This window comes from Phytohabitans rumicis (assembly GCF_011764445.1).
GTDB classification, from domain to species: Bacteria; Actinomycetota; Actinomycetes; order Mycobacteriales; family Micromonosporaceae; genus Phytohabitans; species Phytohabitans rumicis.
The window spans coordinates 2,020,020-2,046,375 of sequence record NZ_BLPG01000001.1; the positions used below are offsets into that span (position 1 = coordinate 2,020,020).

Consider the following 26,356-nt stretch of genomic DNA (forward strand, 5'->3'; position numbering starts at 1 on the left):
GGTAGGTGCCTCAGCTTGATGTGGGGCTCAGCTTGATGTGGGGAAGTGGTAGCTGGCGCCCGCCGGGTGCGAGACGTGCGGCCAGCGCGCGGTGATCACCTTCGCGCGGGTGTAGAACGAGATGCCCTCCGGACCGTGCACGTGCTTGTCGCCGAAGAGCGAGTCCTTCCAACCGCCGAAGGAGTAGTACGCCATCGGCACCGGGATCGGCACGTTGATGCCGATCATTCCCACCTGGACGCCGCGCTGGAACCGCCGCGCCGCCTCGCCGCTGGAGGTGAAGATGGCCGTGCCGTTGCCGTACGGGTTGGCGTTGACGAGCCGGATCGCGTGGTCGACGGTCTCCGCCCGCAGCACGGACAGCACCGGGCCGAAGATCTCCTCGCGGTAGACGTCCATCCCCGGGGTGACCTCGTCGACGACGGTCGGCCCCACGAAGAAGCCGTCCTCGTACCCGGGGACGACCAGCCCGCGGCCGTCCACCGTGATCCGCGCGCCCTGGCGTTCACCCGAGTCGATGAACCCGACGATCCGGTCCCGGGCCGCGCTGGTGACGACCGGGCCCATCTCGCTGGTCGCGTCCCGCCCGGGCCCGACCTTCACCGCGGCCGCCTTCGCGCTGACCGCCTCGACCAGCGCGGCGCCGGCGTCGCCGACCGCCACGGTCGCCGAGATCGCCATGCACCGCTCCCCCGCCGAGCCGAACGCCGACGCGACCAGGTGGTCGGAGGCGTAGTCCAGGTCGGCGTCCGGCAGCACGATGGCGTGGTTCTTGGCGCCGCCGAGGGCCTGCACGCGCTTGCCGTTCGCGGTGCCGCGCTGGTGGATGTAGCGGGCGATGGGCGTGGAGCCCACAAAGGACACCGCGGCCACGTCGGGGTGGTCGAGCAGCGCGTCGACCGACTCCTTGTCGCCGTGCACGACGTTGAAGACGCCGTCGGGCAGGCCGGCCTCGGCCCACAGCTGCGCCACCAGCACCGAGGCGGACGGGTCGCGCTCGCTGGGCTTGAGCACGAACGTGTTGCCGCAGGCGATGGCGATCGGGTGCATCCACATCGGCACCATCACCGGGAAGTTGAACGGCGTGATGCCGGCGACCACGCCCAGCGGCTCGCGGAAGGAGTACGAGTCGACGCCGGTGGAGACCTGGTCGGAGAAGTCGCCCTTGAGCAGGTGCGGGATGCCGCAGGCGAACTCGACCACCTCCAGCCCGCGCTGGACCTCGCCGCGGGCGTCGGACACCACCTTGCCGTGCTCGTCGCTGACGACCTCGGCGAGGTCGTCGATGTGCCGGTTGACCAACTCGCGGAACGCGAAGAGCACCTTGGCCCGCCGGCTCAGCGACGACTGGGACCAGTCCGCGAACGCGGCACGGGCCGCGCGTACCGCGTCGTCGACGTCGCCGGCGGTGCCGAGGACGACCTGCGCCTGTTGCTGTCCGGTGGCCGGGTTCCACACCGGTGCGGTACGGGTCGACGCGCCGGCCGTGGCCTTGCCGCCGATCCAGTGCTCTATCGTCTTCACTGTCGCGCCTTTCCAAGGTATGGCCGCTGGTTCGCCTTCGCGGCCTCGTACGACTTGCGGGCCTCCCCCGTGGCGTCCAGTTCGGACACCTCCGCCACCGGGACGTCCCACCAGGACTGGCTGTCCGGCGCGTACACGAGCGGGTCGGCCTCGACGTGCACGAGCGTGGGCCCGTCGTGCGCCTTCGCCTCGCGCAGCGCGGCGCGCAGTTCCTCGACGCCGTTCGCGCGCAGCACCCGTACCCCCAGGCTGGCCGCGTTGGCGGCCAGGTCCACCGGGAGGACGCCGCCGTCCAGCCGGCCGGTGTCCGGGTTGCGGTAGCGGTACCAGGTGCCGAACCGGGGCGCGCCGACGCTCTCGGACAGCGCGCCGATCGAGGCGAAGCCGTGGTTCTGCACCAGGACGACGATGAGCTTGATGCCCTCCTGCACGGCGGTGACCAGCTCCGAGGACATCATCAGGTACGACCCGTCGCCGACCATGACGAACACGTCTCTATCCGGGCTGGCCATTTTTGCGCCCAGGCCCCGGCGATCTCGTAGCCCATGCAGGAGTAGCCGTACTCGACGTGGTAGCCCTTGGGGTCCCGGGTGCGCCACAGCTTGTGCAGGTCGCCGGGCATCGAGCCGGCCGCGCAGACCACGACGTCGCGGGGATCCGAGACCTCGTTCACCACGCCGATCACCTCGGACTGGGCCGGCAGCGGGCCGTGGCCCAGGTGGTACGCCCGTTCCACGGTCTCGTCCCACTCGGCCGCGAGCCGGCGCGCCTCCTGCCGGTACTCGGGCGGGACCGACCAGTTGATCTCCGCGGTCAGGTGGGTGAGGGCCTCCCGGGCGTCCGCCACGATCGCGACGCCGGCGTGCTTGGCGGCGTCGAAGGCGGCCACGTTGATGTTGACGAACGTGGCGTCGCCGAACGCCGTGCGGGACGCGGTGGTGAAGTCGCTGTACCGGGTGCCGATGCCGATCACCACGTCGGCCTGGCGGGCCATCTGGTTGGCGGCGGTGGTGCCGGTCGCGCCCACCGCGCCGAGCGCCAGCGGGTGGTCGTACGGCAGCGAGCCCTTGCCGGCCTGGGTCTCGGCGACCGGGATCCCGGTGGCCTCGGCGAACAGGCGCAGCGCCGCGGTGGCGTCGGAGTAGCCGACCCCGCCGCCGGCCACGATCAGCGGTCGCCGGGCGCCCCGGATGGCGTCCAGCGCGCGGGCGAGCGCCGCCGGCTCGGGCACCGGACGGGCCACGTGCCAGACCCGGCGGTCGAAGAGCTCCGCCGGCCAGTCGTACGCCTCCGCCTGCACGTCCTGCGGCAGCGCGAGGGTGACCGCGCCGGTCTCCGCCGGGTCGGTCAGCACCCGCATCGCGGCCAGCAGCGCGGACGGGAGCTGCTCGGGCCGCCAGATCCGGTCGAAGTACTTCGACACCGGCCGGAACGTGTCGTTGACCGTGACGTCACCCTGGGAGTGCTCCAGCTGCTGCAGCACCGGGTCGGCCGCCCGGGTGGCGAACACGTCGCCGGGCAGCAGCAGCACCGGCAGCCGGTTGATCGTGGCGAGGGCCGCGCCGGTCACCATGTTCGTCGCGCCGGGGCCGATCGACGACGTACACGCGAGGGTCGTCAACCGGTTGCGCATCCGCGCGTACGCCGCGGCGGCGTGCACCATCGCCTGCTCGTTGCGGGCCTGGTGGTACGGCAGCGCGCCGGGCGCGTGCAGCTCCGCCTCCATGAGCGCCTGGCCGAGGCCGGCGACGTTGCCGTGGCCGAAGATGCCGAAGCAGCCGGCGAACAGCTTCTGCTCCACGCCGTCCCGCTCGCTGTGCTGCACGGCCAGGAACCGGACGAGGGCCTGTGCGACGGTGAGTCTCATCGCTCTCCCACCGGAAGTCTCGGGTCGATTGCCTGGTCCGCCCAGGTGCCGCGGATCCAGGCGTGGTCGGGGTGGTCGCAGACCAGCCACGCGCGCTCCGCGCCGGGGCCGGCCATCACGTTCAGGTAGTAGAGGTCGTAGCCGGGCGCGGCCATCGACGGGCCGTGCCAGCCGTGCGGGACCAGTACGACGTCGCCGCCGCGGACCTCCTCGAGCACGTCGATGCCCTCGCCGAAGACCCTTTGGTACCCCATGCCGCCGCCGGCGACCTCGAAGTAGTAGATCTCTTCCAGCACCGACTCGCCCGGCCGCTCCTCGTCGTGCTTGTGCGGCGGGTACGACGACCAGTTGCCGCCCGGCGTGAGCACCTCGCAGGCGATGAGCCGGTCCGCCTCGAACGCCTCCGGGGTGCAGAAGTTGTTGACCTGGCGGGAGCAGTTGCCCGCACCGCGCAGCTCCACGGGCACCTTCTCGGCCGGGCCGTACCGGAACTCCAGGCGCCGCCGCGCCCGCGCCGCCGGGATGGCGAACCGCCCGCGGCCGGTGACCGTCACGGTCGCGTCGCGCGGCGCGTACGCGAAGTCGGTGACGCCCGAGAAGACGTCCCGGCGTCCGTTGAGGACGAACGTCTCGCCGTCGCACTCCACCGTGCACGACCCGGACAGCGGCAGCACCAGCACCTCGTCCGGGCCGGTCGCGAACGTGAGCGTGCCGTTGAGGTCCACGACGCGCAGCCCCGAGTAGGTCCAGCCGGCCGACTCCGGCGTGATCACCTTCATAGCAGGCTCACCGCCGTGTCGACGGCGCCGGCCACGTCGTCGTCGGTCGGGTAGAGCAGGGACCGGCCGGCGACGATGCCCTTGACCGTGGGCAGCTGCAGCGCCTTCTGCCAGCCGTCGAACGCGGCGTCGCGGTCCGCCGGCACCTCGCCGCCGAGCAGCAGCGCGGGCAGCGTCGAGGCCGCCATCACGCGTTCCATCTCCGGCACCACCGGCACCTTCAACCAGGTGTACGCCGACGTCCCGCCCAGCCCGGAGGCGACCGAGATGGCCCGGATCATCGCGTCCGGTGTGAGGTCGTTGCGGACCCGGCCGTCCACGCGGTGCGAGATGAACGGCTCGACCATCGCCATCAGCCGGCGGGCCGCGAGGGTGTCGACCGCCTGGGCGCAGGACTGCATCGTGGACGCCGTCGCCGGGTCGTCGGGGTCGATGCGCAGCAGCATCTTGCCGCCGTCGAAGTGCATCGCGGTGAGCGCGTCGGCGTCGTACCCGGTGAACCGGTCGTCGATCTCGAACGTGGTGCCGGCCAGGCCGCCCCGGTTCATCGAGCCGACGACGATCTTGCCGTCGAGGGCGCCGAGCAGCAGCAGGTCCTCCAGGATGTCGGCGGTGCCGAGCACGCCGTCGACGCCCGGCCGCTCCAGCGCGACGCACAGCCGTTCGAGCAGGTCGGCGCGGTCGGCCATGGCCAGCGGGCGGCTGCCGGCCCGCAGCGCCCCGCGCGCCGGGTGGTCGGCCGCGATGAGCACGAGGCGGTCACCGACGTACGCGCGCCGGCGCCGGGCCGCGGCCTCCACGATGACGTGTGGACGGTGGACACGGGCGTCGACCACCTCGGCGAGCCGGTCAGTGAACATGGGCCTCAACTTCAGCTAGCGTGGGCATGGCGTCGGAGCACGCCAGCCGGCCGGCGACGATCGCGCCGGCGACGTTGGCGAACCGCATGATGCGGGCGGTGTCCCACCCGGCGAGCAGGCCGTGGCACAGCGCCCCGCCGAACGCGTCGCCGGCACCCAGGCCGTTGACCACGTCGACCGGCACCGGCGGCACCTCCACGGCGCCTCCGGCGTCCACGGCGAGCACGCCGCGCGGGCCCTGCTTGACGACGGCGAGGTCCACGCCCCGGTCGCGCAGCGCCTTCGCGGCGGCCGCCGGATCCTGCTCGGCGACGGCGGTGAAGCACTCGTCGAGGTTGCCGACCGCCACCGTGGCGTACGGCAGGGCCTCCTGGAGCCAGTGCCGTGCCTCCTCCCGGGACGGCCAGAACATCGGGCGGTAGTCCAGGTCGAGGATCGTGATGCCGGCCTTGTCGCGTGCCTTGAGGGCTTTCAAGGTGGCCGACCGGCTCGGCTCCTCGCACAGGCCGGTGCCGGTCACCCAGAAGATGCCGGCGCTCCGGATCGCGTCGAGGTCCAGTTCGTCGGCCTCGATCTGCAGGTCGGGCGCGCTGGGATAGCGGTAGAAGTAGAGCGGGAAGTCGTCCGGGGGGAAAATCTCGCAGAAGGTGACCGGGGTGGGCAGGTGGTCGACGGCGGTCACGTAACGGTCGTCCACGCCGTACCCGGTGAGTGCCTGGTGGATGAACGCCCCGAACGGGTCCGCGCCGGTCCGGGTGATGACGGCGGTTCTGTGGCCGTAGCGGGCGGCCGCGACCGCGACGTTGGTGGGGCTGCCGCCGAGGTACTTGCCGAAGCTCTCCACCTCCGCCAGGCCCACGCCCACCTGCAGCGGGTAGATGTCGACCCCGATCCGGCCCATGGTGAGGACCTCGAACATCTACAGGCCCCTCAGGTACTCGACGCTGGCCCGTACGTCCGGAAGCGGGTCGTCTTCGGGGCCGCTCAAGATGGCGTCTTGCTCCATGACGTACCAGCCCTGGTAGTCCACGAGCGTCCGGACGATCCCGGCGATGTCGACGTCGCCCTTGCCCAGCGGCCGGTACATGCCGGCGCGGACCGCCTCGGTGTAGGTCAGCTCGCCGGCGCGCACCTTGGCGGCGTAGTCCGCGTCGACATCCTTCAGGTGCACGTGCGCGATCCGCTCGGGCACCCGGGCGGCGATCTCGGCGGGGTCGGCGCCGCCCACCAGGAGGTGCCCGGTGTCCAGGCACAGCGGGATCGACGACCCGGCGAGCACCCGGTCGACCTCGTCGGCGGTCTCGACCATCGTGCCGACGTGCGGGTGCAACGTGGCGGTCAGCCCGTGCTCGGCCACCGCCGCGGCGGCCGCGTCGAGGTTGGACAGGAGCGTCTGCCAGCCGGCCTCGTCGAGGGCGGGGCGGCTGTCGTACCCGATGGCTCCGGTGTCGGCGGCGAGCACGACGACGTCGGCGCCGTCCGCGGCGAAGCGCTCGGCGGTCTGGCGGATGGCCGGGACCGGGTCGCCGTCGTGGAGCACGACCGGGACGAACCCGCCGACCGCCCGGAGCCCGGCGAGCAGCGCCTCCCGCGCGATCGGCTCGACGGGGAGGAAGCCGTCCGGGCCGAACTCGGTCGCTTCCAGACCCAGGGCGCGCATCTCGGCGAGCACTCGCTCGGGCGGGAGTTGGTGGCCCCAACCGGGCACCTCACACACGCCCCACGAAATGGGCGCACCAGCAATCCTCACATCGCCTCCCGAAGTTTTGCCTCAGTTGACCCCGGGGCGGTGACTTTGTCAATACATACTGACTACTAGACCTCTAGTCAGACGTACCCCCAGTCCTCGGCCACGGCCCGCAGGCCGTCCGGCAGGTCCGTCGCCGGCGGGAGCTGGCGCGGCGGCTGGACCCGGCCGCTTCGGATCCGTTGGGTCCAATCTCCGAGCCCGGCCTTGATCGCGCCGTGCTCGAAGCGCCCGTACTCGAGCATCGCGGGCTCCCACCGCACCCCGAGGAAGTCACACAGGGCCTGGCCCTCCTTCTCCGGATCGGCGACCAAGTCCTCGTAGCGGACGGTGTGGCCGGGCAGGACACGCCGGGCGTCGTTGAGCGCGGCGGCGTACCGGCCGACGCTGGCCGCGGCCCCTCGCGCCCGCCCTCGGGCCGGGCCCGCGCCCAGGACTCGACGATCGCGGCCGGGTGGCGCAGCAGGAAGATGAACTGGGCGTCGGGCCAGCAGCGGGCCAACCTGTTCCACATGAACACGTGGTTGGGCGTCTTCTCGACCAGCACCGACTTGCCGCTTTTGCGCAGCGCGTGGTCGAGCATCCGGTCCCACAGCATGTGGGTCAGCTCGGCCGCCGGCAGGCCCAGCTCACCCATGCTCTTCTCCGCGTAGTGATCGCAGAGGTCCACCTTCACGCTGCTCAGGTGCAACTCGTGGGGCGCGTAGATCTCCGGATGGCTGTTGAGGATCATCCGCAGCAGCGTCGAGCCCGACCGCACCGACGAGAGGATGAACGTCGGCCGCACCAGCATGCGCTCACGCCGCGCGAGGCTCAGCCCCCTGCGCCCGCCGGCCTGCCGCAACACCTGCACCCCGGTCGCCCGTGTCAAACGCACCAGCACCTGGTCTTTCCAACCCATGTGGCCGGAGTGTAAGGGGTGACCCTTGGGATTTGCCACCAATTAGGTCAAGATACCGTCAAAGGCGTTAAAGATCTCCGGCGCATCCACCAGCCGACCCCGAACCAGCAGGCCGTGGTGAGCGCCGCCCCCGCCATCGCGTCGAGGATGTAGTGGTTGGCGGTGAGGATGACCGCGAGCGTCATCGCCACCGGCATGACCACACCCAGCACGCGCACCCACAGCCGGCGCGCCGCGATCGCGATCGCGATGCCCATGAGCAGGTCCCAGCCCACGTGCAGGCTCGGCACGGCCGCGTACTGGTTGGTGAACATCGGCGGCTGCAGCACCCGGTAGGCGTGCGAGCTGACCGTCACCGTGTCGACCATGCCCATCCCGGCCAGCCGCGGCGGCGCGACCGGGAACGACGCGAAGATGACCATCCCGATGACCCCGGAGATGATCATGGCGTTCCGCGCACGCAGGTAGACCACCGGATTGTTGCGGGCAAGCCAGACCAGCGTGACCGCGATGACCGGCCAGTGCCCCCAGATGTAGATCCAGTTGAAAAACGTGCTGACCGCCGGGGACCCCGCGAGCGTCGACTGGAGCCACTGCTCATGGTGCAGCCCCAGGGCGCGCTCGAAGTCCACGACCCGGTCCGCGTTCGCGACCGCCTGCCCCACCGAGCCCTCGGTCAGATGACGCACGCCGAAGTACACGGTAATGGCGCTGACGACAATGATTATCTGTCGAGGCAGGCGAACCTGTGGTGTGGCTTCGACCGATCCTGCCCGCTCGACCCCCGTGATGACCGCCATGAGCACAGCCTCCCCGTCGATCTTCACACTTCCATCCGGGCCCGGCACCGACTTCTCCCTGATTCCGCCCTCGCACCCGAGGGGAGATGACCCTAAGGGTTTACTGGGGCGATGAAGATCCGGTGCATCAGCTCCGAGGAGAGACTCAGCCATTCCTTCCCCTCCAGGCGTACGCCTTCGAGGCATCACCCGCGGACGGCCAGCCGTTCCGCGACTACCTGCCATTCCACGAAGGCAACCGGACTCTCGTCGTGGAGGACGGCGGCACCGCGCTCGCGGCGGTAACCGGGATCCCGATGCGCCAGAACGTACGAGGCACCCTCCACCGGATGGCCGGCATCGCCGGGGTGGCCGTCCACCCGCTGGCCCGCCGCCAGGGCTACGTGCGGACACTGCTCACCCAGCTCCTCCGCGAGATGCGTGACGAAGGCCACACGGTGAGCGCCCTGTACCCGTTCCGCGCCTCGTTCTACGAACGCTTCGGCTACGTCGGGCTGCCCCAGCGCCGCACCGTCACGTTCGCTCCCGAAGACCTCGGCCACCTGCTGCGGGCCGACCTGCCCGGCGAGCTCGCCTGGGAGCGGATCGGCACCGGATACGACACGTACCGCGCCTTCACCCAGCGGTTGGCCGCGGAGCGGCACGGGTTCGCGACGTTCCCCGACTTCCGCGCCGCCCGGCTCCGCGAGGACGACAAGCACTGGCTGGTCACCGCCCGGGTGGACGGCCAGGTGGCGGCCGCCGCCCTCTACCAGATCACCGGCTTCGGTGCCGACCTCGTCGTGGACCACCTGCTCGTGACCACGCCGCTGAGCCGGGCACTGCTGCTGCAGTTCTTCGCCCGGCACGTCGACCAGGTCGCCCGGATCGTGGCGGGCGTACCGGCCGACGAGATCCCGGAACTGTGGGCCACCGACCTCGGCACCCACACCGAGGCCCGCACCCGCGTGCCCAACTCGAACGCGCCGATGGCCCGGGTTCTGTCGGTCGACGCGCTCGCCGGTTCGGGTCCCGGCCGGGTGGTCGTCGAGGTCGTCGACGACCCCTTCATCGCCGGGACGTACCTGCTGGACGGGCCGACGGTCACACCGAGCGACGGCGTACCGGACGCGACGCTGCGGGCGGCCGGGCTATCCGCACTCGTCTACGGCGTGCTGGACCCCGACGAGCTGCCGCTACGCGGTTTCGGGACCGTGTCCCCGGACGCCGGCGCCCAGCTGCGCGCCCTCTTCCCCCGGCAGGTCCCGTACCTGTTCGCCGACTTTTGAACGCCGGATCCACACGGCCACAACAAGGAGTGCGGCGAAAACGGCGCCCACCACGCCGACGCCGGCCCCGGTGAGCCCGCCGGACAACCAGTGCTGCACCCGGGCGGCGACGGTGATCACCGGATCGTCGACGGCGCCGCCGGACAGCCTGATCTCGTACCCGCCGTAGTAGGCCACGTAGCCGCCGGCGAGGATGAGCAGCACGCCGCCGGTCCGGGTGATCGCCGGGCCGGCCCGGCGGACCGCCCCGATCAGCGAGGTGCGCAGCAGCGCCACGGCGAGGGCGGCCGCGCCGACCACCAGGCCCATGCCGGCGGCGTACGCGAGGAAGAGTCCGAGGGCGGCGCCGGTCGAACCGGCGCGCAGGCTGGCCACCACGATCGCCAGGAACGGCCCGATCGTGCAGCTCAACGACGCGGCGGCGTACGCGGCGCCGAACAGCGCCATCGACGGCAACGTCCGGCGGACCTCCGGCGCGCGCGGCCCGCGCCACGGTGTTGGCAGCGCCCGGCCGGCGGCGAGCCAACCACCGGCGACCACGAGCATCAGTCCCAACACGACGGTTACCCACGGCAGCCGCTGCTGGATCCAGCCGGCGGCGGGCGCCACGATCACGCCGAACACGCCGAACACGCCCACGAAGCCGGCGGTCATGGCCGCGGTGGAGGCCAGCGCCTTGGTGACCTTCGCGTCCCCGGCCACCAGCAGCGACAGGTACGCGGGCAGCAGCGCGAAACCGCAGGGGTTCACCGCGGCGAGCATGCCCGCGGTCAGCGCGAGGACGAGGGTTGTCATCGCTCAGGCCGCCATCTCGGCGACCTTGCCCTCGAACTCGACGCTGTCCATCCACCCCGTCCGGAGCACTTTGCCATCCTTGTCGATGAGCACGAACGTGCTCTGCTCGGCGATCTTGAACTTCTTCCAGACGGTGCCCGCCTCGTCGTTGAGGTGGGTCACGTTGCCGACCTCGCCGTCCTTGACGAACTCCTTCATCGCCTTCGCGTCGCCGAGCCCCGCCACCCCCAGCAGGTTGACCTTCGTGCCGAACTCGGTCTGCATGTCGGCGACCGACGCCGCCTGGCCGAAGCAGGTCGCGCACCACGGCGCCCAGAACCACAGCACGGTCGGGCGGCCGGCGAGGGCGGCGCCGCTGAAGGACTTGCCGTCGAGCGTCGTGCCCTCGAACTTCAGCGTTGCCGGGACGGGGCCGGCGGTGGCCGGTTGCGTGGCCTCCTGGCTGGCCGCCACCTGCTGCTGTGGTGGTGCGGCCTGGTCGACCTCCGGTTCTCCGCCTGAGCAGGCGGTGACTCCCAGGACGACGAGCAGAGCAACGGCGGCCAGCCTGGCACGCATGCGGAACCTCCCCTGGAGCGGCTGCGCCCGGGAGTACGGGGCGCGCAGCACGGCGGTTCAATCCGGCAGATCCGGCGGATCGTGCGGCACGACGTACCGGTGGCCGAGCCGGCTGGTCCAGACGAACACTCCGGGCATGATCTGCAGCACGTCGACGCCGTCGTGGTGCTTGTAGCCGTGGTGGTGGCGGCACATGACACCCAGGTTCTCCGGGATCGTCGCCCCGCCCTTGGCGAAGTCGCGAGTGTGGTCCAGATCGGCGTGACTGGCCGGCACCCGGCAACCCGGCGCCCGGCACGTGACGTCCCGCGCCTTCACGAACTGCTCGTCGATGCGCGTCGGGCGGCGCCGGACCCGACCATGGAACACGAGCCCACCGCTGTCGTCGTACACGCTGGCCCGCCAGGGACCGCGCGCCTGCTGCTTTGCGATCTTGCGAGCGATCTCGCCGATCACCGGCCCCCAACCCGCGACCTCGCCCGGCTCGTTCGACAGCCCCATCAACGTGGACAGCGAAACGCGCAGCTCCACGGCACCACCCGCAGCCGCGCCCGCGGTTTCGACTCCGGTCAACAGATCCAGGAACGTGTCCGCCCGCAGCGCGTCCATACTCCGCTCGTCACCTGCCTGCTTCACCGCACGGGCGATCGCGTCGATCCGCGCCAGCGCTTCCGCCGCCCGGTCGGCGGGCAACCGGTAGCCGGCCAGCCTCGCGGTGCCGTGCTCATCAAGACCACTGTGGACAGAGCGGCGCGCGACCGAGCGCTCCTGCCTCCTGCGGGCGGCATCTGGATCGACGGAGATGACCTTGCGTCGCAAGCGGGCGCCGATCTGGCCCGTCGTACGATTCGTCGCCCAGTCCAGCTCCTCGCCGGCGACCTGCCGTGCGGTCGGCTCGTCCAGGACCGCCGTCTCGGCGGCGAACACCCGCGCCCGCGCCAGATCGAGCTGGCCCCGCGACAGGGCCTCGTGCACCGCCGGCAAGCGGTTGACCAGATCCAGAGCCAGGCTCAGCATCCGATCGGCGGGACGCCTCGTCAGGCACAGCGCCATCCGGATCTCATCCGAGGCGAACTCGTCCGGGCGCTCCATCCGCCCTGCCGGCGAATCGAACTCCCCCGACGCGCAATGAGCCACCTCCACCATGTCAGCGAGCAGCGCGGCCTGCTCGTGTGCGATCTGACGCGACCGGGCCCGCATCAGCTCCACCATCTCGTATCCATTGAGGACTGATCTGTCCACAGTGGCCAGAAATGCGGCCAGCTCCGGACCCGGCGCCATCTCGGCGAGATCCTCCAGCAACACACCGTCTAACACATCCGGGACCGTAAACCCACCCACCGACAAGAACCGCAAGCCGAGGTCAGACGGCATGATCGGCCAGACACAAGGGAATTGTCGGAGGGCAGCCCTACGGTGACGGCATGGAAGCCACCTTCAGCCGCCGCCTGATCGTCGGTGGCCGCAGCTACGAGATCACCGCCGCCGGCGCTGACGCCGGCCCGATCGCTCTCCGGGTCGTCGGGCATGACCGCGATGGCCGGGTCGTCGCCGAGGTGACCGGCGAGCTGGCACCCGACGAGTTGCCCGTCCTGGCCGACGTCGTCACCTCCACGCTGGCCGGACTCGTCGCGATGACCCACACGCCCGCGCGGCGGCGTCACGCGCATCCCAACCACGGCGCGCGCTGGGCGCCGGACGACGACGAGCGCCTCGTCACCCGCTATCGCGGCGGGGCGTCCATTCCGGACCTGATGAAGGAGTTCGGGCGCAACCGCGGCGGGATCCGGTCACGCCTCGTCCACCTGGGCGAGATCTCCGCCGAGCCGCGCGCCGCCTGACGGCGGCCCGGCCGCCTACTTGTCGAAGCGGTACAGGTTGTAGCGCTTCATCAGGTCGATGAGGTTCTTGGCGTACGTCGGCGACGTGGCGTACCCGGCCTTGTGGATCTCGACGGCGAAGCGGTTCGGGTCGCGGCTGTACTTGAACGCCTTTTTGTACCGCGGGTTCACGGTCAGGAAGCGCCCGTGATCCGCGAACGAGCCGGTCGCGTTCCGGTACGCCCGGAACTGTGCGGTCGTCCGCCAGCAGTGCGACTTGTCGCATTCATAGGTGGCGTACGAGCGGCAGCCCACCGCGATCCCGCCCGGGCTACCGAAGCACTTGATACCGAAGTAGCTGTGGTCCCGGCGGGTCAGCCCGCTACCGCCCCACCCGGATTCGAGGATGGATTGAGCGATGGTCACCGAGGCCGGCACCTGGTATTGCCGGAAGCCCGCGCGGGCCGGCCCCGCCGCGCGGGCGATGAACTGGGCCGAGTTCGCCGGCGGCACGGTGGGCGGCTCCTGGCCGCACCACGGCAGTGTCGACGCGGCGGAGCTCCAGGCGACGTACGCGTCGGACACGTACCGGTTGCCGGCCAGCCGGTTCCAGGCGGCCGTGCGGCGGACCCGGCCGTTGACGGTCTCGCCCCACACCTGGCACTCGACGGCCAGCACCGCGCCCTCGGCGGCCTGGCCGACGCGGGCGTACCGGGTGCCGGGTCCGGTGCGGACGTTGAGCGGGCCCGTCCCGGTCCGGATAGTGGGCCGGGCGGCGCCCTTGGTGCCGCACCAGTGCACCCACGGTCGCCGCGGGCTCCAGCGAACGTACCCGTCCGAGATGTACCGCCCGTTCGACAGCCGGTCCCAGGCGGCGGTCCGGCGCTGGGTGCCCGCGATGAACTGCCCGTACGCCTGGCAGACGACGGTCAGCCGGGCGCCGTCGGCGAGCCGGCCCATCGCGGCGTCAGCCGTCGATGGGCCGGAGCGCATGTTGAGCCCGGTGTCGGACCGGACCGTGGCCACGGGGCCCGCCGCCGCGGCGGGAGCCGGGACCAACACCGAAGCCACCACAGACACGAGCACCCACTTCATGCCCTACACGTTATTTGCCCGAAATGGGGCTCGTGAGGAAAATGTGAAAACTACACCCCTATCCGGTGCCATGGACCCCAGATCGCGAACGACATCCCCCGGCTGGCCTGGATGTTGACGAAGAGCGTGTGTCCGTCCGGGCTGAACGTCGACCCGGCGAACTCGTCGTTCGACCGGTCCACCCCCGTGCTGCTGGTGAGCCGGTTCAACGCGATGTTGAAGAGCCGGCCACCCGGGGTCAGCCCGCGTACGAAGTTGTCCGCTACGTTGTCCTCGCAGACCACCAGCGTGCCCCGCGGGCTGGTGGTGACGTTGTCCGGGAAGTCCAGCACGTCCGGGCCGGGCGACTCGAACACGAGCTGCAACACAGCCGCCCGGGTGTGGTACGCCCAGATCTGGCCGCTGCCGTTGCCGTACCCGTCGGCGATCGGGCCGAGGGACGTCTCGGCCGGCCCACCGCCCTGGGTGGAGGTGAAGTACACGACGCCGTCGTCGTACGCGGAGCCCTCGAGTCGGGAGAAGTACGCGGCACCCTGCGCCCACCCCTGCCGGCCGACGTGGGTCAGCGCCGTGTCGTTGGTGGTCGGTGCCGGCTGGCCCGGCGTGTACGGGAACGTCGGCGCCGGGTCGTCGATGTCGACCCAGTCCACCCGGTACGTGGCACGCCTCTGCTGCGCGGCGGCCAGGTCGAGGTTGGTCCGCCCACGCACCTTCAGCATCTGCAGCCGGCCGTTGTTGCCGAGCCGGCCGTGCTTGCGCGGCTTGTACCGGTAGAACCCGGATGGCCACCCGAAGTTGTCCTCGGTCAGGTAGAGGTAGCCGCTGCGCGGGTCGTACGCCACCGACTCGTGCGCGAACCGGCCGGCGGACGTGATCGGCTCGCGGTCGGACGGCCGGCCGGCGGGCACCTCGAAGATGAAGCCGTGCCGCTGGGTCAGCGGCACGTTCGACGCGCCGGTGAAGTCGGGCCCGACGTCCGGCCCGTTGATGGTCTCCTCGCAGGTGATCCAGCTGCCCCACGGCATCCGCCCGCCGGAGCAGTTCATCATCGTGCCGTTGCAGCTGGTGTAGGCGCTCACCACCTCGCCGTACCGGGTCACCTCGACCGTGGTGGTGCCACCCTGCGCCATCGGGTCGTATGCCGCACCGGCGTCGCCGAAGGCCGGACCGGGGTTGTTCAGCTCATGGTTGCGGACCAGCAGATAGTTGCCGTTGCGCCCGCGGAAGGCACCCATGCCGTCGTGCCGGCCGGGCAGCAGGGTGCCGTCGTTCAGCGTCACGGGGAACTCGGTGTCGTGGAAGGAGCGGTACTGGAAGCCCTCGGGCAGCCAGAGCCGCACCTTGCCGTCGCGTAGGTCAGGAATGGGGCCGACCACCGGGGTCGCCGGGGCCGCGCTCGCCCGGTTGGCAAACCCGGCAAACGGCCCGCCGATAACGGTCGCGGCAGCAGCGCCGCGCAAAAGGGTACGCCGTAACATCCATTAACCATAAGTTCATCTAGCGTTCAGAACGCTAGACATTCGCACTCTGTCATCAACGCACGGACATTCGCCACGGCGAAGGCGAAGGCGAGCGCGAAGGCGTCGCCCCCTTGCCGAAACCCTCGGCGAGCGTGACGGGCGCCGGGGACGCCGACGACGAGGGTTCAGCAACGGACGACGACACGGGCGTCCGCTCCAGGCACCCCATGGGGCGCACCCTAACAACTACGGCAGCCGCTCGCGGGCCCGTGAATCCGATATATCGGGTACGTCCTGGTGCGTCGACCAGGCCACCATGAAGACCACCGTCCACAGCACGCCGAGCAGCACCGACGTCACCATCTGGCTGGCGGTGTTGAAGGCGACGTAGAGCCGGGCCGCCGACACGGTCGCCAGCCCCACCCCCGCGGCGGTCCACGCCGCGACCGCGGCCGGCCACCGGGTGCGCTGGGCGACCAGCCAGGCGAGCGTGCACAGGCTGGCCGTCACCACCGCGTGCTGGGTGAGGAAGTACCGCTCCGGCACCAGGACGCGCTCAGCCGCGGCGAGCACCACCAGCGGCAGGAACGCGCCGACCGTGCCGATCAACGTGACCAGGTCGCCCCGCCACGCCCGGGTACGCCAACCCAGCACCAGGGCGACGACGGCCACCGCGAGCACCAGGTACTTGGGGGTGAACACGTCGACCACGAGGTTCGCGGAGTGCGCGAAGCCGTCGGTGCGCCGGTAGGCGATCCAGTTCGCGATCGCCGTGTCCACCACCGAGAGTCCACTGTGGAGCACCACGGCGTTGACCAGCCAGGCCATGACGACCGCGAAGAGCAGCAGCAGCGCCAGGCCCGAGACGAGGTTGAGCACGAACGCCCACCCCGGACCGATCTTCATGGACAGCAGGAAGAGCAGCAAGCCGTACCGCTGCGTGACCCACCGCATCGGCGGCATGCCCCCGCACGCGTCGCGAGCGCCTTGACCGGGTCCGGGTTGCGGCCCAGCCACCGTCCGATGAGGACGATCACGACGACGGCGACCAGCAGCACGAGCACCGCGCCGGTCGCCCTGCCCAGGTACTCCGACACGGTCTCGTACGACTCGCCGGCCAGGTAGCCGACCGTCACGGACGCGCCGACCCAGGTGACCACGCCCAACGCGTTCCAGGGCGCGAACCACCGGTACGGCATGCCGGCGCCGCCGGCCAGCCGGGGCGCGAGCGTCCGCACGAACGCCACCCACCGGGCCCCGAACATGGCCCGGCCGCCGAGCCGGGCCAGCATCGCGTCGGCCTTGTGCCAGCGCTCGTAGCCGACCCGCCGGCCCCAGCGGCTGGCGCGCAGCCGCGGCCCGTAGCGCCGGCCGCTGCGGAAGGCCAGCGTGTCGCCGGCGAGCGCGGCGAGCATCATCAACGCGATGGCCGGGCCGAGCCGCAGGGTGCCCAGGTACGCCAGGAAGCCCACGGTCAGCAGCGTCGCCTCGGCGGGGACCACCATGCCCACGATCACCGCGGTCTCGCCCGCGACCAGCAGCGCCGCCACCACGTACACCAGCACCGGCGGCAACTGCTCGAGCAAGTTCAGCAGGTCTTGCACGAAGGCCCCCGAAACCCGTCTGGGAGGATGGGCGGCATGCAGACCCGCTCCGATCTCCGCAACGTCGCCATTATCGCCCACGTGGACCACGGCAAGACCACCCTGGTCGACGCCATGTTGCGACAAGGTGGCCAGTTCCACGCCAGGGCCGAGATGACCGACCGCGTGATGGACTCGATGGACCTGGAGCGGGAGAAGGGCATCACGATCCTCGCCAAGAACACCGCCATCACGTACCGGCCCACCGACAGTGAACCACCCGTCACCATCAACATCATTGACACCCCCGGCCACGCGGACTTCGGCGGCGAAGTGGAACGCGGCCTGACCATGGTCGACGGCGTGCTCCTGCTGGTCGACGCGAGCGAGGGGCCACTCCCGCAGACCCGCTTCGTGCTCCGTAAGGCGCTCAAGGCCCGCCTGCCCATCATCCTCGTCATCAACAAGGTCGACCGGCCGGACGCCCGGATCAAGGAGGTCGTCGACGACACGTACGAGCTCTTCCTCGACCTGGACGCCGACGAGACCCAGATCGACTTCCCGATCGTGTACGCCTGCGCCCGCGACGGCATGGCCTCGCTGAAGCAGCCCGCCGACGGCGCCTTGCCGGACTCCGCCAACCTGCAGCCGTTGTTCCAGGCGCTGCTGGAGACCATTCCCGCCCCCGCGTACGACGAGGCCGCGCCGCTGCAGGCGCACGTCACCAACCTCGACGCCTCGCCGTTCCTGGGCCGGCTCGCGCTGTGCCGGGTGCGGCAGGGCACGATCCGCAAGGGCCAGACCGTGGTCTGGTGCCGCGAGGGCGGCGCCGAGGAGCGCGTACGCATCTCCGAGCTGCTCATGACCGACGGCCTGGAGCGCAAGCCGGCGGACAGCGCCGGGCCCGGCGACATCATGGCGGTCGCCGGCATCCCCGAGATCATGATCGGCGACACGCTGGCCGACGCCGACAACCCGGTGGCGCTGCCCCGCATCACGGTCGACGAGCCGGCCATCTCGATGACGATCGGCACCAACACCTCGCCGCTCGTCGGCCGGGTCAAGGGCGCCAAGGTCACCGCCCGGATGGTCAAGGACCGCCTGGACAAGGAGCTGGTCGGCAACGTGTCGCTACGGGTGCTGCCGACCGACCGGCCGGACTCCTGGGAGGTGCAGGGCCGCGGCGAGCTGGCCCTCGCCATCCTGGTCGAGCAGATGCGCCGCGAGCACTACGAGCTGACCGTCGGCAAGCCGCAGGTGGTGACCCGGCAGGTGGACGGCAAGACGTACGAGCCGGTGGAGCGGCTCACCATCGACGCGCCCGAGGAGTACCTCGGCGCGATCACCCAGCTGCTGGCCACCCGCCGGGGCCGCATGGAGCAGCTGGTCAACCACGGCACCGGCTGGATCCGGATGGAGTGGCTGGTGCCGGCCCGCGGGCTGATCGGCTTCCGCACCGAGTTCCTGACCGACACCCGCGGCACCGGGATCCTGCACCACGTCTTCGAGTCCTACGAGCCGTGGTTCGGCGAGCTGCGCACCCGCAACAGCGGCTCGCTGGTCGCCGACCGGACCGGCGTGGTCACCCCGTTCGCGATGCTCAACCTGCAGGAGCGCGGCACGCTGTTCGTCGAGCCGACCACCGAGGTCTACGAGGGCATGATCATCGGGGAGAACTCCCGCTCCGACGACATGGACGTCAACATCACCAAGGAGAAGAAGCTCACCAACATGCGCTCGTCCACCGCCGAGGAGACGGAGAAGGTGATCCCGCCCCGCAAGCTGTCCCTGGAGCAGGCGCTGGAGTTCTGCCGCGAGGACGAGTGCGTCGAGGTCACCGCGGCCACCGTACGGCTGCGCAAGGTGACCCTGGACGCCACGCAGCGGGCCCGCGAGACCGCGCGCCGCAAGCATGCTGGATAGCTTCCCCGACACGGTCTCGGTGTACGTGGGGCGGCTGGGCGCCGCACCCGCGTACACCCGGCTGCCGGACACCACCCACTACGCCGCCAGCACGATGAAGGTCGCCGTGCTGGCGGCGCTGCACCGCTCCGGGCTCGACCTGGACGCCGAGGTGCCGGTGCACAACGTCTTCGAGTCCCAAACAACGGGCTTGTTCGGCTGCACGCCCGAGTACGACACGGACAAGCAGGTGTGGGACCGCCTCGGCGGCACCGCTAGGCTGCGCTGGCTGGCCACCCGCATGATCGTCCAGTCGAGCAACCTGGCCACCAACATCGTGCTGTCCCACATCGGCCTGCCCGCCGTCGAGGACGTCTGGAAGAGCGTGGGCGCGCGGCACAGCACGACCCGCCGCGGCATCGAGGACTACGCGGCCCGCGACGCCGGCATCGAAAACCTCGTCACGGCGGCCGACCTGGCCGCCCTGCTCACCGCCACCGTGGCCGAACCGGAGTTGCGAGGCGTCCTGCTCGCCCAGGAGCGCACCGAGGACCTGGTCGCCGGCCTGCCGCCGGGCACCCGCATCGCCCACAAGAACGGCTGGGTGCACGGCGTCCGCCACGGCGCCGGCGTCGTCTTCCCGGACGACGCTCCGCCGTACGCGATCGCCGTCTGCACGAGCACCGACCTGCCGGACGCCGACGCCTGCGCGCTCGTCGCCCGCGTCTCCGCCGCCGCCTGGGCCCAGCGATGATCGATGCCGTCCGCACCCACCGGGTCTCCGCGCCGCTGCACACGCCGTTCGTCACCGCGCTGCGCCGGGCCACCACCGTCGAGACGTTGATCGTCGAGGTGGTCGACGCCGACGGCCGGTCCGGCTTCGGCGAGGCGCCACAGGTGTGGCAGGTGACCGGCGCCTCGGTGGCCGGCAGCGAGGCGTGCGTCCGCGAGCTGCTCGGCCCGCTGCTGACCGGCCGCGACCCCGACGACCTGAACGCCCGGCTGGCCGAGACGCGGCGCGCGGTCGCCGGCAACGAGGCCGCGAAGGCCGCCGTCGACACCGCGCTGCACGACCTCGCGGCGCGCCGGCTGGGCGTACCCCTGGCGCGGTTGCTCGGCGGGACGGCGCTGCGCGTGCCGACGGACGTCACGCTGTCCGCCGGCGACCCCGGCGCCCTCGCCGCGGCGGCCAAGGACCGGGTCGCCGAGGGCTTCGCGGTGCTCAAGCTGAAGGTGGGCACGGACGCTCATACCGATCTTCATCGGGTACGTCTGGTGCGGGCGGCCGTCGGCGCGGATGTGCGGATCCGGCTGGACGCCAACCAGGGCTGGACGCCCAGGGAGGCGGTCCGGGTGATCCGCGGCATCGAGGACGCCGGCCTCGACGTGGAGCTGGTCGAGCAGCCAGTGTCCAGATCGGACATTGCCGGGCTGGCGTGGGTCAGCGACCGGGTGGGCGTGCCGATCCTGGCCGACGAGTCCGTGTACGGGGTGCGCGACCTCGTCGAGGTGATCCACCGGCGTGCCGCCGACATGGTGAACGTGAAGCTCGCCAAGTGCGGCGGCCTCGGCCCGGCGCGCACGCTGCTGGAGCTGGCCGCCGCGCACGAGATGGGCACGGTCGTCGGCTCGATGATGGAGAGCCCGGTCGGCATCGGCGCGGCCGCGAGCCTGGTGTCGGCGTACGGCACGACGGCCGTCCCGGACCTGGACGCCGCGTGGTGGCTGGCCGCCTCGCCGGTACGCGGCGGGATCCGGTACGAGGGTGCCACCGTGGTCCTCCCGGACGCGCCCGGTCTCGGCGTAGATAATGTTCAGGAGCCGACCCACTTCTTGTAAACTAGCTACGTGCTTGCCGCCGTGCGCGCGACCGTCGCGACGCTGTGGTCGAGCCCCGAGGCGGTACGGCCGGTGGACCGTCCCGCACTCGGCCGGCTCGCCGACATCCCCCGCTGGGTATCCGGAATGGACACCGACCAGCAAGTCAGTGACTGTGTGCTCAGTCAGCTACTGCTCGGCGAGCGGGTGCTGGTCGAGGAGGTACGGTCCGACGGGTGGGCGCGGGTCGTCGCCGTCGAGCAGCCGGCGGCCAAGCTCGACCCGCGCGGCTACCCCGGCTGGCTCCCGGTCGGGCAGTTGGCGGCGGCCAGACAGGCCGAGGGCGCCGTGGTCGTAGACGCCACCACGACCGCGCTCCGCGACCGGCCGGACGGCGGCGTGGTGCTGGCCGGGGTGATGCTCGGCACCCGCCTGTCCCCGCCGGCGCCGCCGAGCGCGGCTGGCTGCCGCTGCACGTCCCCGGCCACGACAGTCCACTGTGGGCACCCGAGCGGGACCTGGCGCCGTTGCCCGCCGACCCACCCACGGCGGCGCAGGTGCTCGGCGTCGCCCGCCGCCTGCACGACGTCGTGTACGTCTGGGGCGGTGTCTCCACGTACGGCATCGACTGCTCCGGCCTGGTGCACCTGGCCTGGCGGCGCTTCGGCGTACGGCTGCCGCGGGACGCCGACGACCAGGCCAGGGCCACCACTCCCCTGGCCCTCGGCGAGGAACGCCCCGGCGACCTGTACTTCTTCGCCCGGCCCGGCCGTGGCGTGCACCACATCGGCTTCGTGTCGGCCTACCCCGGGGCACGGCGCCAGATGCTGCACGCCTGCTACACCCGGCGCCGGGTCATCGACGAGCCGCTGGCCGGCGACCGGGCGGACACCCTGGTCGCCGTCCACAGGGTCTCAGACGGGCGGGTCTCAGCGCTCGGCGCCGACTAACTCTTTCTTGGCCTCCCGGGACGACTTGACGAGGCTGGCCACCGTGGCCACCAGCAGCGTCCCGATGATCACCGTGAGGGACAGCCAGATCGGGATGTGCGGCGCCCAGCCCACGTGCTCGCCGCCGTTGATGAACGGCACGTTGTTGTCGGCGAGGGCCTCCAGCACCAGCTTGACGCCGATGAAGCCGAGGATGACCGCCAGGCCCATCGACAGGTAGACCAGCCGCTGCAGCAGCCCGCCGAGCAGGAAGTAGAGCTGGCGCAGGCCCATCAGCGCGAACACGTTGGCCGTGAAGACCAGGTACGGCTCCTCGGTGATGCCGAAGATCGCCGGGATCGAGTCCAACGCGAAGATCAGGTCGGTGGTGCCGATCGCGATCATCACCAGCAGCAGCGGCGTGAACATCCGCCGCCCGTCGCCGTTGACCGTCGTGAACCGGCCGTTGCCGTAGTCCGGCGACACCCGCAGCGCCCGCCGCGCGTACCGGATGAGCACGTTCTCCTTGTAGTCGGCCTCGTCCATCTCACCCTGGCGGGCCAGCCCGATCGCGGTGTAGATCAGGAACGCGCCGAAAATGTAGAACACCCAGGCGAACTGGGAAATCAGCGCCGCGCCCGCCGCGATGAACCCGCCGCGCATCACCAGCGCCAGGATGATGCCGATCAGCAGCACCTCTTGCTGGTACTTCCGGGGCACCGCGAACCGGCTCATGATGATCACGAAGATGAACAGGTTGTCCACCGACAAGCTGTACTCGGTCAGCCAGCCCGCGTAGAACTCGCCCGCGATCGTGCCGCCGCTGGTCAGCCACACCCCGACGCCGAAGACCAGCGCCAACGCGACGTAGAACGTCACCCAGAGGCTGGACTCTTTGATGCTCGGCTCGTGCGGGCGGCGACCGATGATCAGCAGGTCGACTATGAGCACCGCACCCAGCACGATCAGGGTGGCGATCCACACCCCTGCGGAAACATCCAAGACAACCTCCGGCAGACATACGACATCGCCTCGTCATGGACGAAGCGATGTGACTCTGTCGGAGGTCTCTTCCGCCGCCTCGTGATCAGCGACCGACGATGCCGGGTCGTGTTGACCGTGTTGACGACATCATCGCGGGGGAATACTCCCCTCCTACGGCCTCCATCATCCACCATCGCCACGCTTTTTGGCACGGCACGCCGGTGTGTAATGCGCCTCCCCACGCCTAGAGCATCCTAGGAGGCTAGGCCCGGTAGTCTGCCCGCATGGTGCTTGAGGTGGCTTTGATCGACATCGTGGCAGGCCAGGAGGACGACTTCGCGGCGGCGTACGCGAAGGGCCACCCCGTGCTGGCCAGCACCCCCGGCTGCCGGTCGGTGCGGATGACACGCGGCATCGAGTCACCGACGCGGTTCGTCCTGCTCGTCGAGTGGGACACGGTCGAGGCCCACATCGAGAACTTCCGCGACACCGAGCGCTTCACGACCTGGCGGTCGCTCATCGGCCCCTACTTCGCCGCGCCGCCGGTGGTCGAGCACTTCACGGACGTTCCTGCCTAGCTGGTACGCCCGGCGGCCGCCTTCGCCAGCCCGTCCGCGCAGCCCTTGATGAACCTGCCGAGGAACCACCGGTAGAACCCGCCCATCCACGGCCGGCGCGCGGTGAACGTGGAGTGCCAGCGGATCAGCGTGCCGTCCTCGACCGGGGTGAGGTCGACGTCGGCGCGGTAGCCGTCCAGCGCCATGCCGGACAGCAGCACGTAGCTCAGCCGGCGCCCCGGCACCGCCTCGACGATCTCCTCCCGGGTGGTGAACGGCCACGTCCGGAACACCCGGATCGCGCCGACCCCCTCCCCGCCCGTGGCGTCGGGGCGTTCCAGCGCGAACGATCCCAGCCCCGACCACGTCGGCCAGGTCGCGCCGGACTTCAGTAGGTCGTACACGGTCTCCGCGTCGGCGCCCGAGCGAGCCGTCACATCGATGTCACGCATGTACCATATGGTACATGCCCGATCCCCGGCAGCGCCTGCTCGACGCCGCCATCGACCACCTCGCCGCGCACGGCCTGAGCGACCTCAGCCTCCGGCAGCTCGCCGCCGCGCTCGGCACCAGCCACCGCATGCTGATCTACCATTTCGGCTCCAAGGAGGGCCTGCTCGTCGAGGCGATCCGGGCGGTGGAGCGGCGGCAGCGGGACGCCTTCGCCGAGGTGAGCGTCGAGAACGCGGCCAGCCCCGGCGACGTGCTCCGGCGAATGTGGCAGCGGTTCGCCGACCCCGCCCTCGCCCCCCACGAACGGCTGTTCTTCGAGGTGTACGGCCAGGCGCTGCAAGGCCGGCCGCACGCCGTACCGCTGCTGGACGGGATCGTGGAGTCCTGGCTGGAGCCGGCCGTCGAGTACGCGCGGCGGCATGGCGTACCCGAAGACGTCGCGCGGGCCGACGCGCGGCTCGGCGTGGCCGTCATGCGCGGCCTGTTGCTGGATCTGCTCGCCACCGGCGACCGGGAGGGCGTCGACGCGGCGCTGGAACGATTCGTCGAAGCCTACGAGACGGTGCGCTGAAACCTCGCGCGCCGGCCGAGCAGGGTAAAGCCCAGCCGGGTGTAGAGCTGGCCCGCCGGGTTGTTGACGTTCACGTCGAGCAGGGCGTCGGCGGCGCCGGTGGCCCGCATCCGCCGCAGCGCCTCGGCCACCAGAGCCGCGCCCAGTCCCCGCCCGCGCCAGGCCGGCACCACGCCCACCTGGACGATCCACCCCTGCGCGCACGTGATGAACCCGGCGTCGTCCCCGTCCACCCCCGTCGCCAGCAATGACCACTGTGGACGGAACTCGTCGTCGCCCGCGGTCCACGCCACCCACCGCTCCGCCGGCCAGCCCGGAAAGCCCGGCCGGTCCCGGAACGACGCGTCATAGACGGCGAAGAACCGGCCCGCGATGTCGGACCCCCACTCCCCCAGCCGTACGCCCGGCGGCAGCGCCACGTCCGGCGGCTCGGCGCCGGCCAGGTCGAAGCGCATCACGTCCTCGGCGAAAACCTGGCGCAGCCCGCGGCTGGCGAACAGGCGCTCCGTCGCCGCGGTGAGCGCCTCGGTCTCCACCGTCACGCCGTCCGCGATCGTGGCCGCCGCCGACAGCCCCAGTCGAGCAGCCGGCCGCCCACGCCCCGCCCGCGGTGCGCCGGGTCCACCAGCCCGATGACCGCCACGCCCGGCTGGAGCCGCCGGACGGCCGCCGCCGCGACCAGCTCCCCGCCGGCGGTGCGCCCGCTCGTCGTGATGACGCCGTCGGCCGCGTACCGGCTGAGGGTGACCTCGGTCATCCCGCCGTCCGCCGCATGGCACCGCCCCGCCAGCCCGGCCAGATCCCCCGCGTCCGCGGCCCCGTCCAGCGGCCCCCAGGTCAGCTCCCCGCTATGCACGCCGCTGAGCCTACGGCCCCCACCCCACTGTCCGCGCCCCCGTTTCCCGGCCCCCTACGGGCGGTACGTGCCGAAGGACCAGACGTTGCCCTCCAGGTCGCGGGCGCCGTACTCCCGCGACCCGTACGGCTGGTCGGTCAGCGGCATGACGACCTCCGCCCCCGCCGCCGTGGCCCGGGCGTGGTGCGCGTCCACGTCGTCCACGGCGACGTAGACGCGCCATTCGTCGGCGGCCGGCAGCCCGCCCGCCGGCTTGCCCTGGCCCACCATGATCATGCCGGTGCCGTACGTCAGCTCGGCGTGCGTCACCGAGCCGTCGGGGCCGTCGGTCACCGACCCCACCTCGAAGCCGAACGCCGTGACCAGCCAGTCGATGGCGGCGCGCGCGTCGGCGTACCTGAAGACCGGGTAGATGGTTCGCATGCCGCCTAGTCTGCGACGCCGGGCGCCCCCGCGATTGGACGAAAGTGACCCGGCGGCGCGCCGGCGAACTCCTTGAAGTCGCGGATCAGGTGCGCCTGGTCGTAGTACCCGCACGAGACCGCGATGTCGGCCCAGCTATCGGCGGAGCCCAGCGCCGCGTACGCCCGCTCGAAGCGCAGCACCCGCGCCGCCATCTTGGGCGTCAGGCCGATCTCCCGCCGGAACGTCGACGCGAGGTGCCGGCCGCTCCAGCCCAGCTCGGCCGCCAGCCCGGCCACGCTCACCCCACCGTGTGCGCGCCGCAGCCGCGCCTAGGCCCACTCGACGCGCGGATCCGGGGCGGTGGAGGCGTCCAGCCGGGCGCCGATCGCCTGGTCCAGTACGGCGAAGCGGCTGCGCCAGTCGGGCGCCTCGGCCAGCCGCTCGCGCAGCCCTCGCATCCAGCCGCCGGGCAGGTCGTCGAGCGCGACCGCCCGGTTGGTCAGCTCGCCCGCCGGCACGCCCAGGATCCGGCCCGCGACGGGCGGCTCCAGCATGAGCTGCACGCCCCGGCCGACCCCGGCCGTGCTGGTGACCACGTACGAGTCGTACAGCCCGGCGGTGAACGAGGTGACCCCGTACGCCCCGGTCCCCCGCGGGTCGACCACGTCGAGCGGGTCGCCCCAGCCGACGACCAGCACCACGTGGGCGCCCGGCATCTCCCGCCGCCGCAGCAGCGACCCGGCGTCCTCCTCGTACCCGACGTAGCGCTCGACGTACGGGCGCAGCCGCGGATGCGGGGCCCCGGACGCGAGCGCCAGGCCCAT

At 71.5% G+C, this 26,356-nt stretch carries 30 protein-coding genes and 2 pseudogenes; 8 read left to right on the top strand and 24 right to left on the bottom strand.

Annotated elements, in window-relative coordinates; genetic code table 11:
* Positions 1-27: 27 nt before the first annotated feature.
* The 10 genes and pseudogenes from Prum_RS08570 to Prum_RS08605 all read right to left on the bottom strand — a co-directional run bounded on the left by Prum_RS08570 (position 28) and on the right by Prum_RS08605 (position 8,367).
* A complete protein-coding gene (locus Prum_RS08570; protein WP_173075436.1) occupies positions 28-1,524 on the bottom strand; it encodes a CoA-acylating methylmalonate-semialdehyde dehydrogenase in 1,497 nt (498 codons plus the stop codon).
* On the bottom strand, positions 1,521-2,006 hold the full coding sequence (locus Prum_RS55750) for a thiamine pyrophosphate-dependent enzyme (RefSeq protein ID WP_246278542.1): 486 nt from the start codon (positions 2,004-2,006) through the stop codon (positions 1,521-1,523). Before Prum_RS55750 ends, Prum_RS08570 begins: the two co-directional genes overlap by 4 nt.
* Entirely contained in the window at positions 1,982-3,391 is a 1,410-nt protein-coding gene (iolD, locus tag Prum_RS08575) for a 3D-(3,5/4)-trihydroxycyclohexane-1,2-dione acylhydrolase (decyclizing) (protein WP_246277749.1), read from the bottom strand. The genes Prum_RS55750 and iolD overlap by 25 nt, the downstream gene beginning before the upstream one ends.
* A complete protein-coding gene (gene iolB / locus Prum_RS08580) occupies positions 3,388-4,170 on the bottom strand; it encodes a 5-deoxy-glucuronate isomerase (protein WP_173075438.1) in 783 nt (260 codons plus the stop codon). The genes iolD and iolB overlap by 4 nt, the downstream gene beginning before the upstream one ends.
* A complete protein-coding gene (locus Prum_RS08585) occupies positions 4,167-5,030 on the bottom strand; it encodes a Cgl0159 family (beta/alpha)8-fold protein (protein WP_173075440.1) in 864 nt (287 codons plus the stop codon). The genes iolB and Prum_RS08585 overlap by 4 nt, the downstream gene beginning before the upstream one ends.
* Positions 5,020-5,949 (bottom strand): 5-dehydro-2-deoxygluconokinase, encoded by a 930-nt coding sequence (gene iolC / locus Prum_RS08590; RefSeq protein ID WP_173075442.1) that lies wholly within the window; start codon positions 5,947-5,949, stop codon positions 5,020-5,022. The genes Prum_RS08585 and iolC overlap by 11 nt, the downstream gene beginning before the upstream one ends.
* Complete coding sequence (locus tag Prum_RS08595; RefSeq protein WP_218577147.1) at positions 5,950-6,780, bottom strand: TIM barrel protein; 831 nt, start codon at positions 6,778-6,780, stop codon at positions 5,950-5,952.
* 77 nt (positions 6,781-6,857) lie between these two features.
* The gene (locus Prum_RS49340; protein ID WP_218577149.1) at positions 6,858-7,370 is read right to left on the bottom strand and encodes a sulfotransferase; all 513 of its coding nucleotides are present in this window, start codon (positions 7,368-7,370) and stop codon (positions 6,858-6,860) included.
* Positions 7,265-7,678: pseudogene (locus Prum_RS54460) on the bottom strand (sulfotransferase); the annotation flags it as partial. The gene Prum_RS49340 and the pseudogene Prum_RS54460, both read right to left, overlap by 106 nt.
* 47 nt (positions 7,679-7,725) lie before the next feature.
* Positions 7,726-8,367 carry a phosphatase PAP2 family protein gene (locus Prum_RS08605; protein ID WP_246277750.1) on the bottom strand — a complete coding sequence of 214 codons (642 nt, stop codon included), beginning with the start codon at positions 8,365-8,367 and terminating at the stop codon, positions 7,726-7,728.
* A 233-nt stretch (positions 8,368-8,600) separates the two neighbouring features.
* Between Prum_RS08605 and Prum_RS08610 the strand changes: the two genes are divergently transcribed.
* A complete protein-coding gene (locus Prum_RS08610) occupies positions 8,601-9,746 on the top strand; it encodes a GNAT family N-acetyltransferase (protein WP_246277751.1) in 1,146 nt (381 codons plus the stop codon).
* On the opposite strand, the gene Prum_RS08615 is transcribed toward Prum_RS08610, so the two are convergent.
* The 3 genes from Prum_RS08615 to Prum_RS08625 are packed head-to-tail and all read right to left on the bottom strand — an operon-like array spanning position 9,654 to position 12,401.
* A complete protein-coding gene (locus Prum_RS08615) occupies positions 9,654-10,541 on the bottom strand; it encodes a cytochrome c biogenesis CcdA family protein (protein ID WP_173075448.1) in 888 nt (295 codons plus the stop codon). The two genes, Prum_RS08610 and Prum_RS08615, sit on opposite strands and share 93 nt — an antisense overlap.
* A 3-nt stretch (positions 10,542-10,544) precedes the next feature.
* A complete protein-coding gene (locus Prum_RS08620; protein ID WP_173075450.1) occupies positions 10,545-11,099 on the bottom strand; it encodes a redoxin domain-containing protein in 555 nt (184 codons plus the stop codon).
* 57 nt (positions 11,100-11,156) lie between these two features.
* Positions 11,157-12,401, bottom strand: coding sequence for an HNH endonuclease signature motif containing protein (locus tag Prum_RS08625; RefSeq protein WP_173075452.1), 1,245 nt, complete (start codon positions 12,399-12,401; stop codon positions 11,157-11,159).
* Between the two features lie 122 nt (positions 12,402-12,523).
* On the opposite strand from Prum_RS08625, the gene Prum_RS08630 reads away from it, so the two are divergent.
* Positions 12,524-12,940 carry a hypothetical protein gene (locus Prum_RS08630; RefSeq protein ID WP_173075454.1) on the top strand — a complete coding sequence of 139 codons (417 nt, stop codon included), beginning with the start codon at positions 12,524-12,526 and terminating at the stop codon, positions 12,938-12,940.
* A 15-nt stretch (positions 12,941-12,955) separates the two neighbouring features.
* On the opposite strand, the gene gsmA is transcribed toward Prum_RS08630, so the two are convergent.
* The 3 genes and pseudogenes from gsmA to Prum_RS08645 form a co-directional block, all read right to left on the bottom strand.
* The gene (gene gsmA, locus Prum_RS08635) at positions 12,956-14,014 is read right to left on the bottom strand and encodes a sporangiospore maturation cell wall hydrolase GsmA (protein ID WP_173075456.1); all 1,059 of its coding nucleotides are present in this window, start codon (positions 14,012-14,014) and stop codon (positions 12,956-12,958) included.
* Positions 14,015-14,064: 50 nt separating this feature from the next.
* Positions 14,065-15,492 carry a PhoX family protein gene (locus Prum_RS08640; protein ID WP_173075458.1) on the bottom strand — a complete coding sequence of 476 codons (1,428 nt, stop codon included), beginning with the start codon at positions 15,490-15,492 and terminating at the stop codon, positions 14,065-14,067.
* Positions 15,493-15,720: 228 nt separating this feature from the next.
* Positions 15,721-17,078: pseudogene (locus Prum_RS08645) on the bottom strand (DedA family protein).
* Between the two features lie 36 nt (positions 17,079-17,114).
* Between Prum_RS08645 and typA the strand changes: the two are divergent.
* From typA to Prum_RS08660, 3 genes are read left to right on the top strand one after another with little or no spacing between them, the layout of a single operon-like run.
* Positions 17,115-18,980: a translational GTPase TypA gene (typA, locus tag Prum_RS08650; protein WP_173075460.1), complete on the top strand. Its 1,866-nt coding sequence runs from the start codon at positions 17,115-17,117 to the stop codon at positions 18,978-18,980.
* The gene (locus Prum_RS08655) at positions 18,970-19,713 is read left to right on the top strand and encodes a serine hydrolase (protein WP_173075462.1); all 744 of its coding nucleotides are present in this window, start codon (positions 18,970-18,972) and stop codon (positions 19,711-19,713) included. The genes typA and Prum_RS08655 overlap by 11 nt, the downstream gene beginning before the upstream one ends.
* Positions 19,710-20,798: a mandelate racemase/muconate lactonizing enzyme family protein gene (locus tag Prum_RS08660; RefSeq protein ID WP_173075464.1), complete on the top strand. Its 1,089-nt coding sequence runs from the start codon at positions 19,710-19,712 to the stop codon at positions 20,796-20,798. The genes Prum_RS08655 and Prum_RS08660 overlap by 4 nt, the downstream gene beginning before the upstream one ends.
* Positions 20,799-20,966: 168 nt before the next feature.
* Here Prum_RS08660 and Prum_RS51180 read toward each other — a convergent pair whose 3' ends face one another.
* Positions 20,967-21,284 (bottom strand): hypothetical protein, encoded by a 318-nt coding sequence (locus Prum_RS51180; RefSeq protein WP_246277752.1) that lies wholly within the window; start codon positions 21,282-21,284, stop codon positions 20,967-20,969.
* Positions 21,285-21,304: 20 nt separating this feature from the next.
* On the opposite strand from Prum_RS51180, the gene Prum_RS51185 reads away from it, so the two are divergent.
* A complete protein-coding gene (locus tag Prum_RS51185) occupies positions 21,305-21,727 on the top strand; it encodes a C40 family peptidase (RefSeq protein WP_246277753.1) in 423 nt (140 codons plus the stop codon).
* Here the strand turns inward: Prum_RS51185 and Prum_RS08670 are convergent.
* Complete coding sequence (locus Prum_RS08670; RefSeq protein WP_173075466.1) at positions 21,707-22,708, bottom strand: TerC family protein; 1,002 nt, start codon at positions 22,706-22,708, stop codon at positions 21,707-21,709. The two genes, Prum_RS51185 and Prum_RS08670, sit on opposite strands and share 21 nt — an antisense overlap.
* A gap of 266 nt (positions 22,709-22,974) precedes the next feature.
* Between Prum_RS08670 and Prum_RS08675 the strand changes: the two genes are divergently transcribed.
* Positions 22,975-23,268 carry an antibiotic biosynthesis monooxygenase family protein gene (locus Prum_RS08675; RefSeq protein ID WP_173075468.1) on the top strand — a complete coding sequence of 98 codons (294 nt, stop codon included), beginning with the start codon at positions 22,975-22,977 and terminating at the stop codon, positions 23,266-23,268.
* Here Prum_RS08675 and Prum_RS08680 read toward each other — a convergent pair.
* A complete protein-coding gene (locus tag Prum_RS08680; RefSeq protein WP_173075470.1) occupies positions 23,265-23,699 on the bottom strand; it encodes an SRPBCC family protein in 435 nt (144 codons plus the stop codon). The two genes, Prum_RS08675 and Prum_RS08680, sit on opposite strands and share 4 nt — an antisense overlap.
* Before the next feature lie 14 nt (positions 23,700-23,713).
* On the opposite strand from Prum_RS08680, the gene Prum_RS08685 reads away from it, so the two are divergent.
* Positions 23,714-24,271 (top strand): TetR/AcrR family transcriptional regulator, encoded by a 558-nt coding sequence (locus Prum_RS08685; RefSeq protein WP_173075472.1) that lies wholly within the window; start codon positions 23,714-23,716, stop codon positions 24,269-24,271.
* On the opposite strand, the gene Prum_RS08690 is transcribed toward Prum_RS08685, so the two are convergent.
* The 5 genes from Prum_RS08690 to Prum_RS51195 are packed head-to-tail and all read right to left on the bottom strand — an operon-like array spanning position 24,253 to position 26,356.
* Positions 24,253-24,813: a GNAT family N-acetyltransferase gene (locus Prum_RS08690; protein ID WP_173075474.1), complete on the bottom strand. Its 561-nt coding sequence runs from the start codon at positions 24,811-24,813 to the stop codon at positions 24,253-24,255. The two genes, Prum_RS08685 and Prum_RS08690, sit on opposite strands and share 19 nt — an antisense overlap.
* Positions 24,810-25,127, bottom strand: a complete 318-nt coding sequence (locus Prum_RS08695; protein WP_173075476.1) for a GNAT family N-acetyltransferase — start codon at positions 25,125-25,127, stop codon at positions 24,810-24,812. The genes Prum_RS08690 and Prum_RS08695 overlap by 4 nt, the downstream gene beginning before the upstream one ends.
* 54 nt (positions 25,128-25,181) lie before the next feature.
* Complete coding sequence (locus Prum_RS08700; RefSeq protein WP_173075477.1) at positions 25,182-25,550, bottom strand: VOC family protein; 369 nt, start codon at positions 25,548-25,550, stop codon at positions 25,182-25,184.
* A gap of 5 nt (positions 25,551-25,555) precedes the next feature.
* Positions 25,556-25,828, bottom strand: coding sequence for a helix-turn-helix domain-containing protein (locus Prum_RS51190; RefSeq protein WP_246277754.1), 273 nt, complete (start codon positions 25,826-25,828; stop codon positions 25,556-25,558).
* Between the two features lie 33 nt (positions 25,829-25,861).
* A complete protein-coding gene (locus tag Prum_RS51195) occupies positions 25,862-26,356 on the bottom strand; it encodes a DUF6597 domain-containing transcriptional factor (RefSeq protein WP_246277755.1) in 495 nt (164 codons plus the stop codon).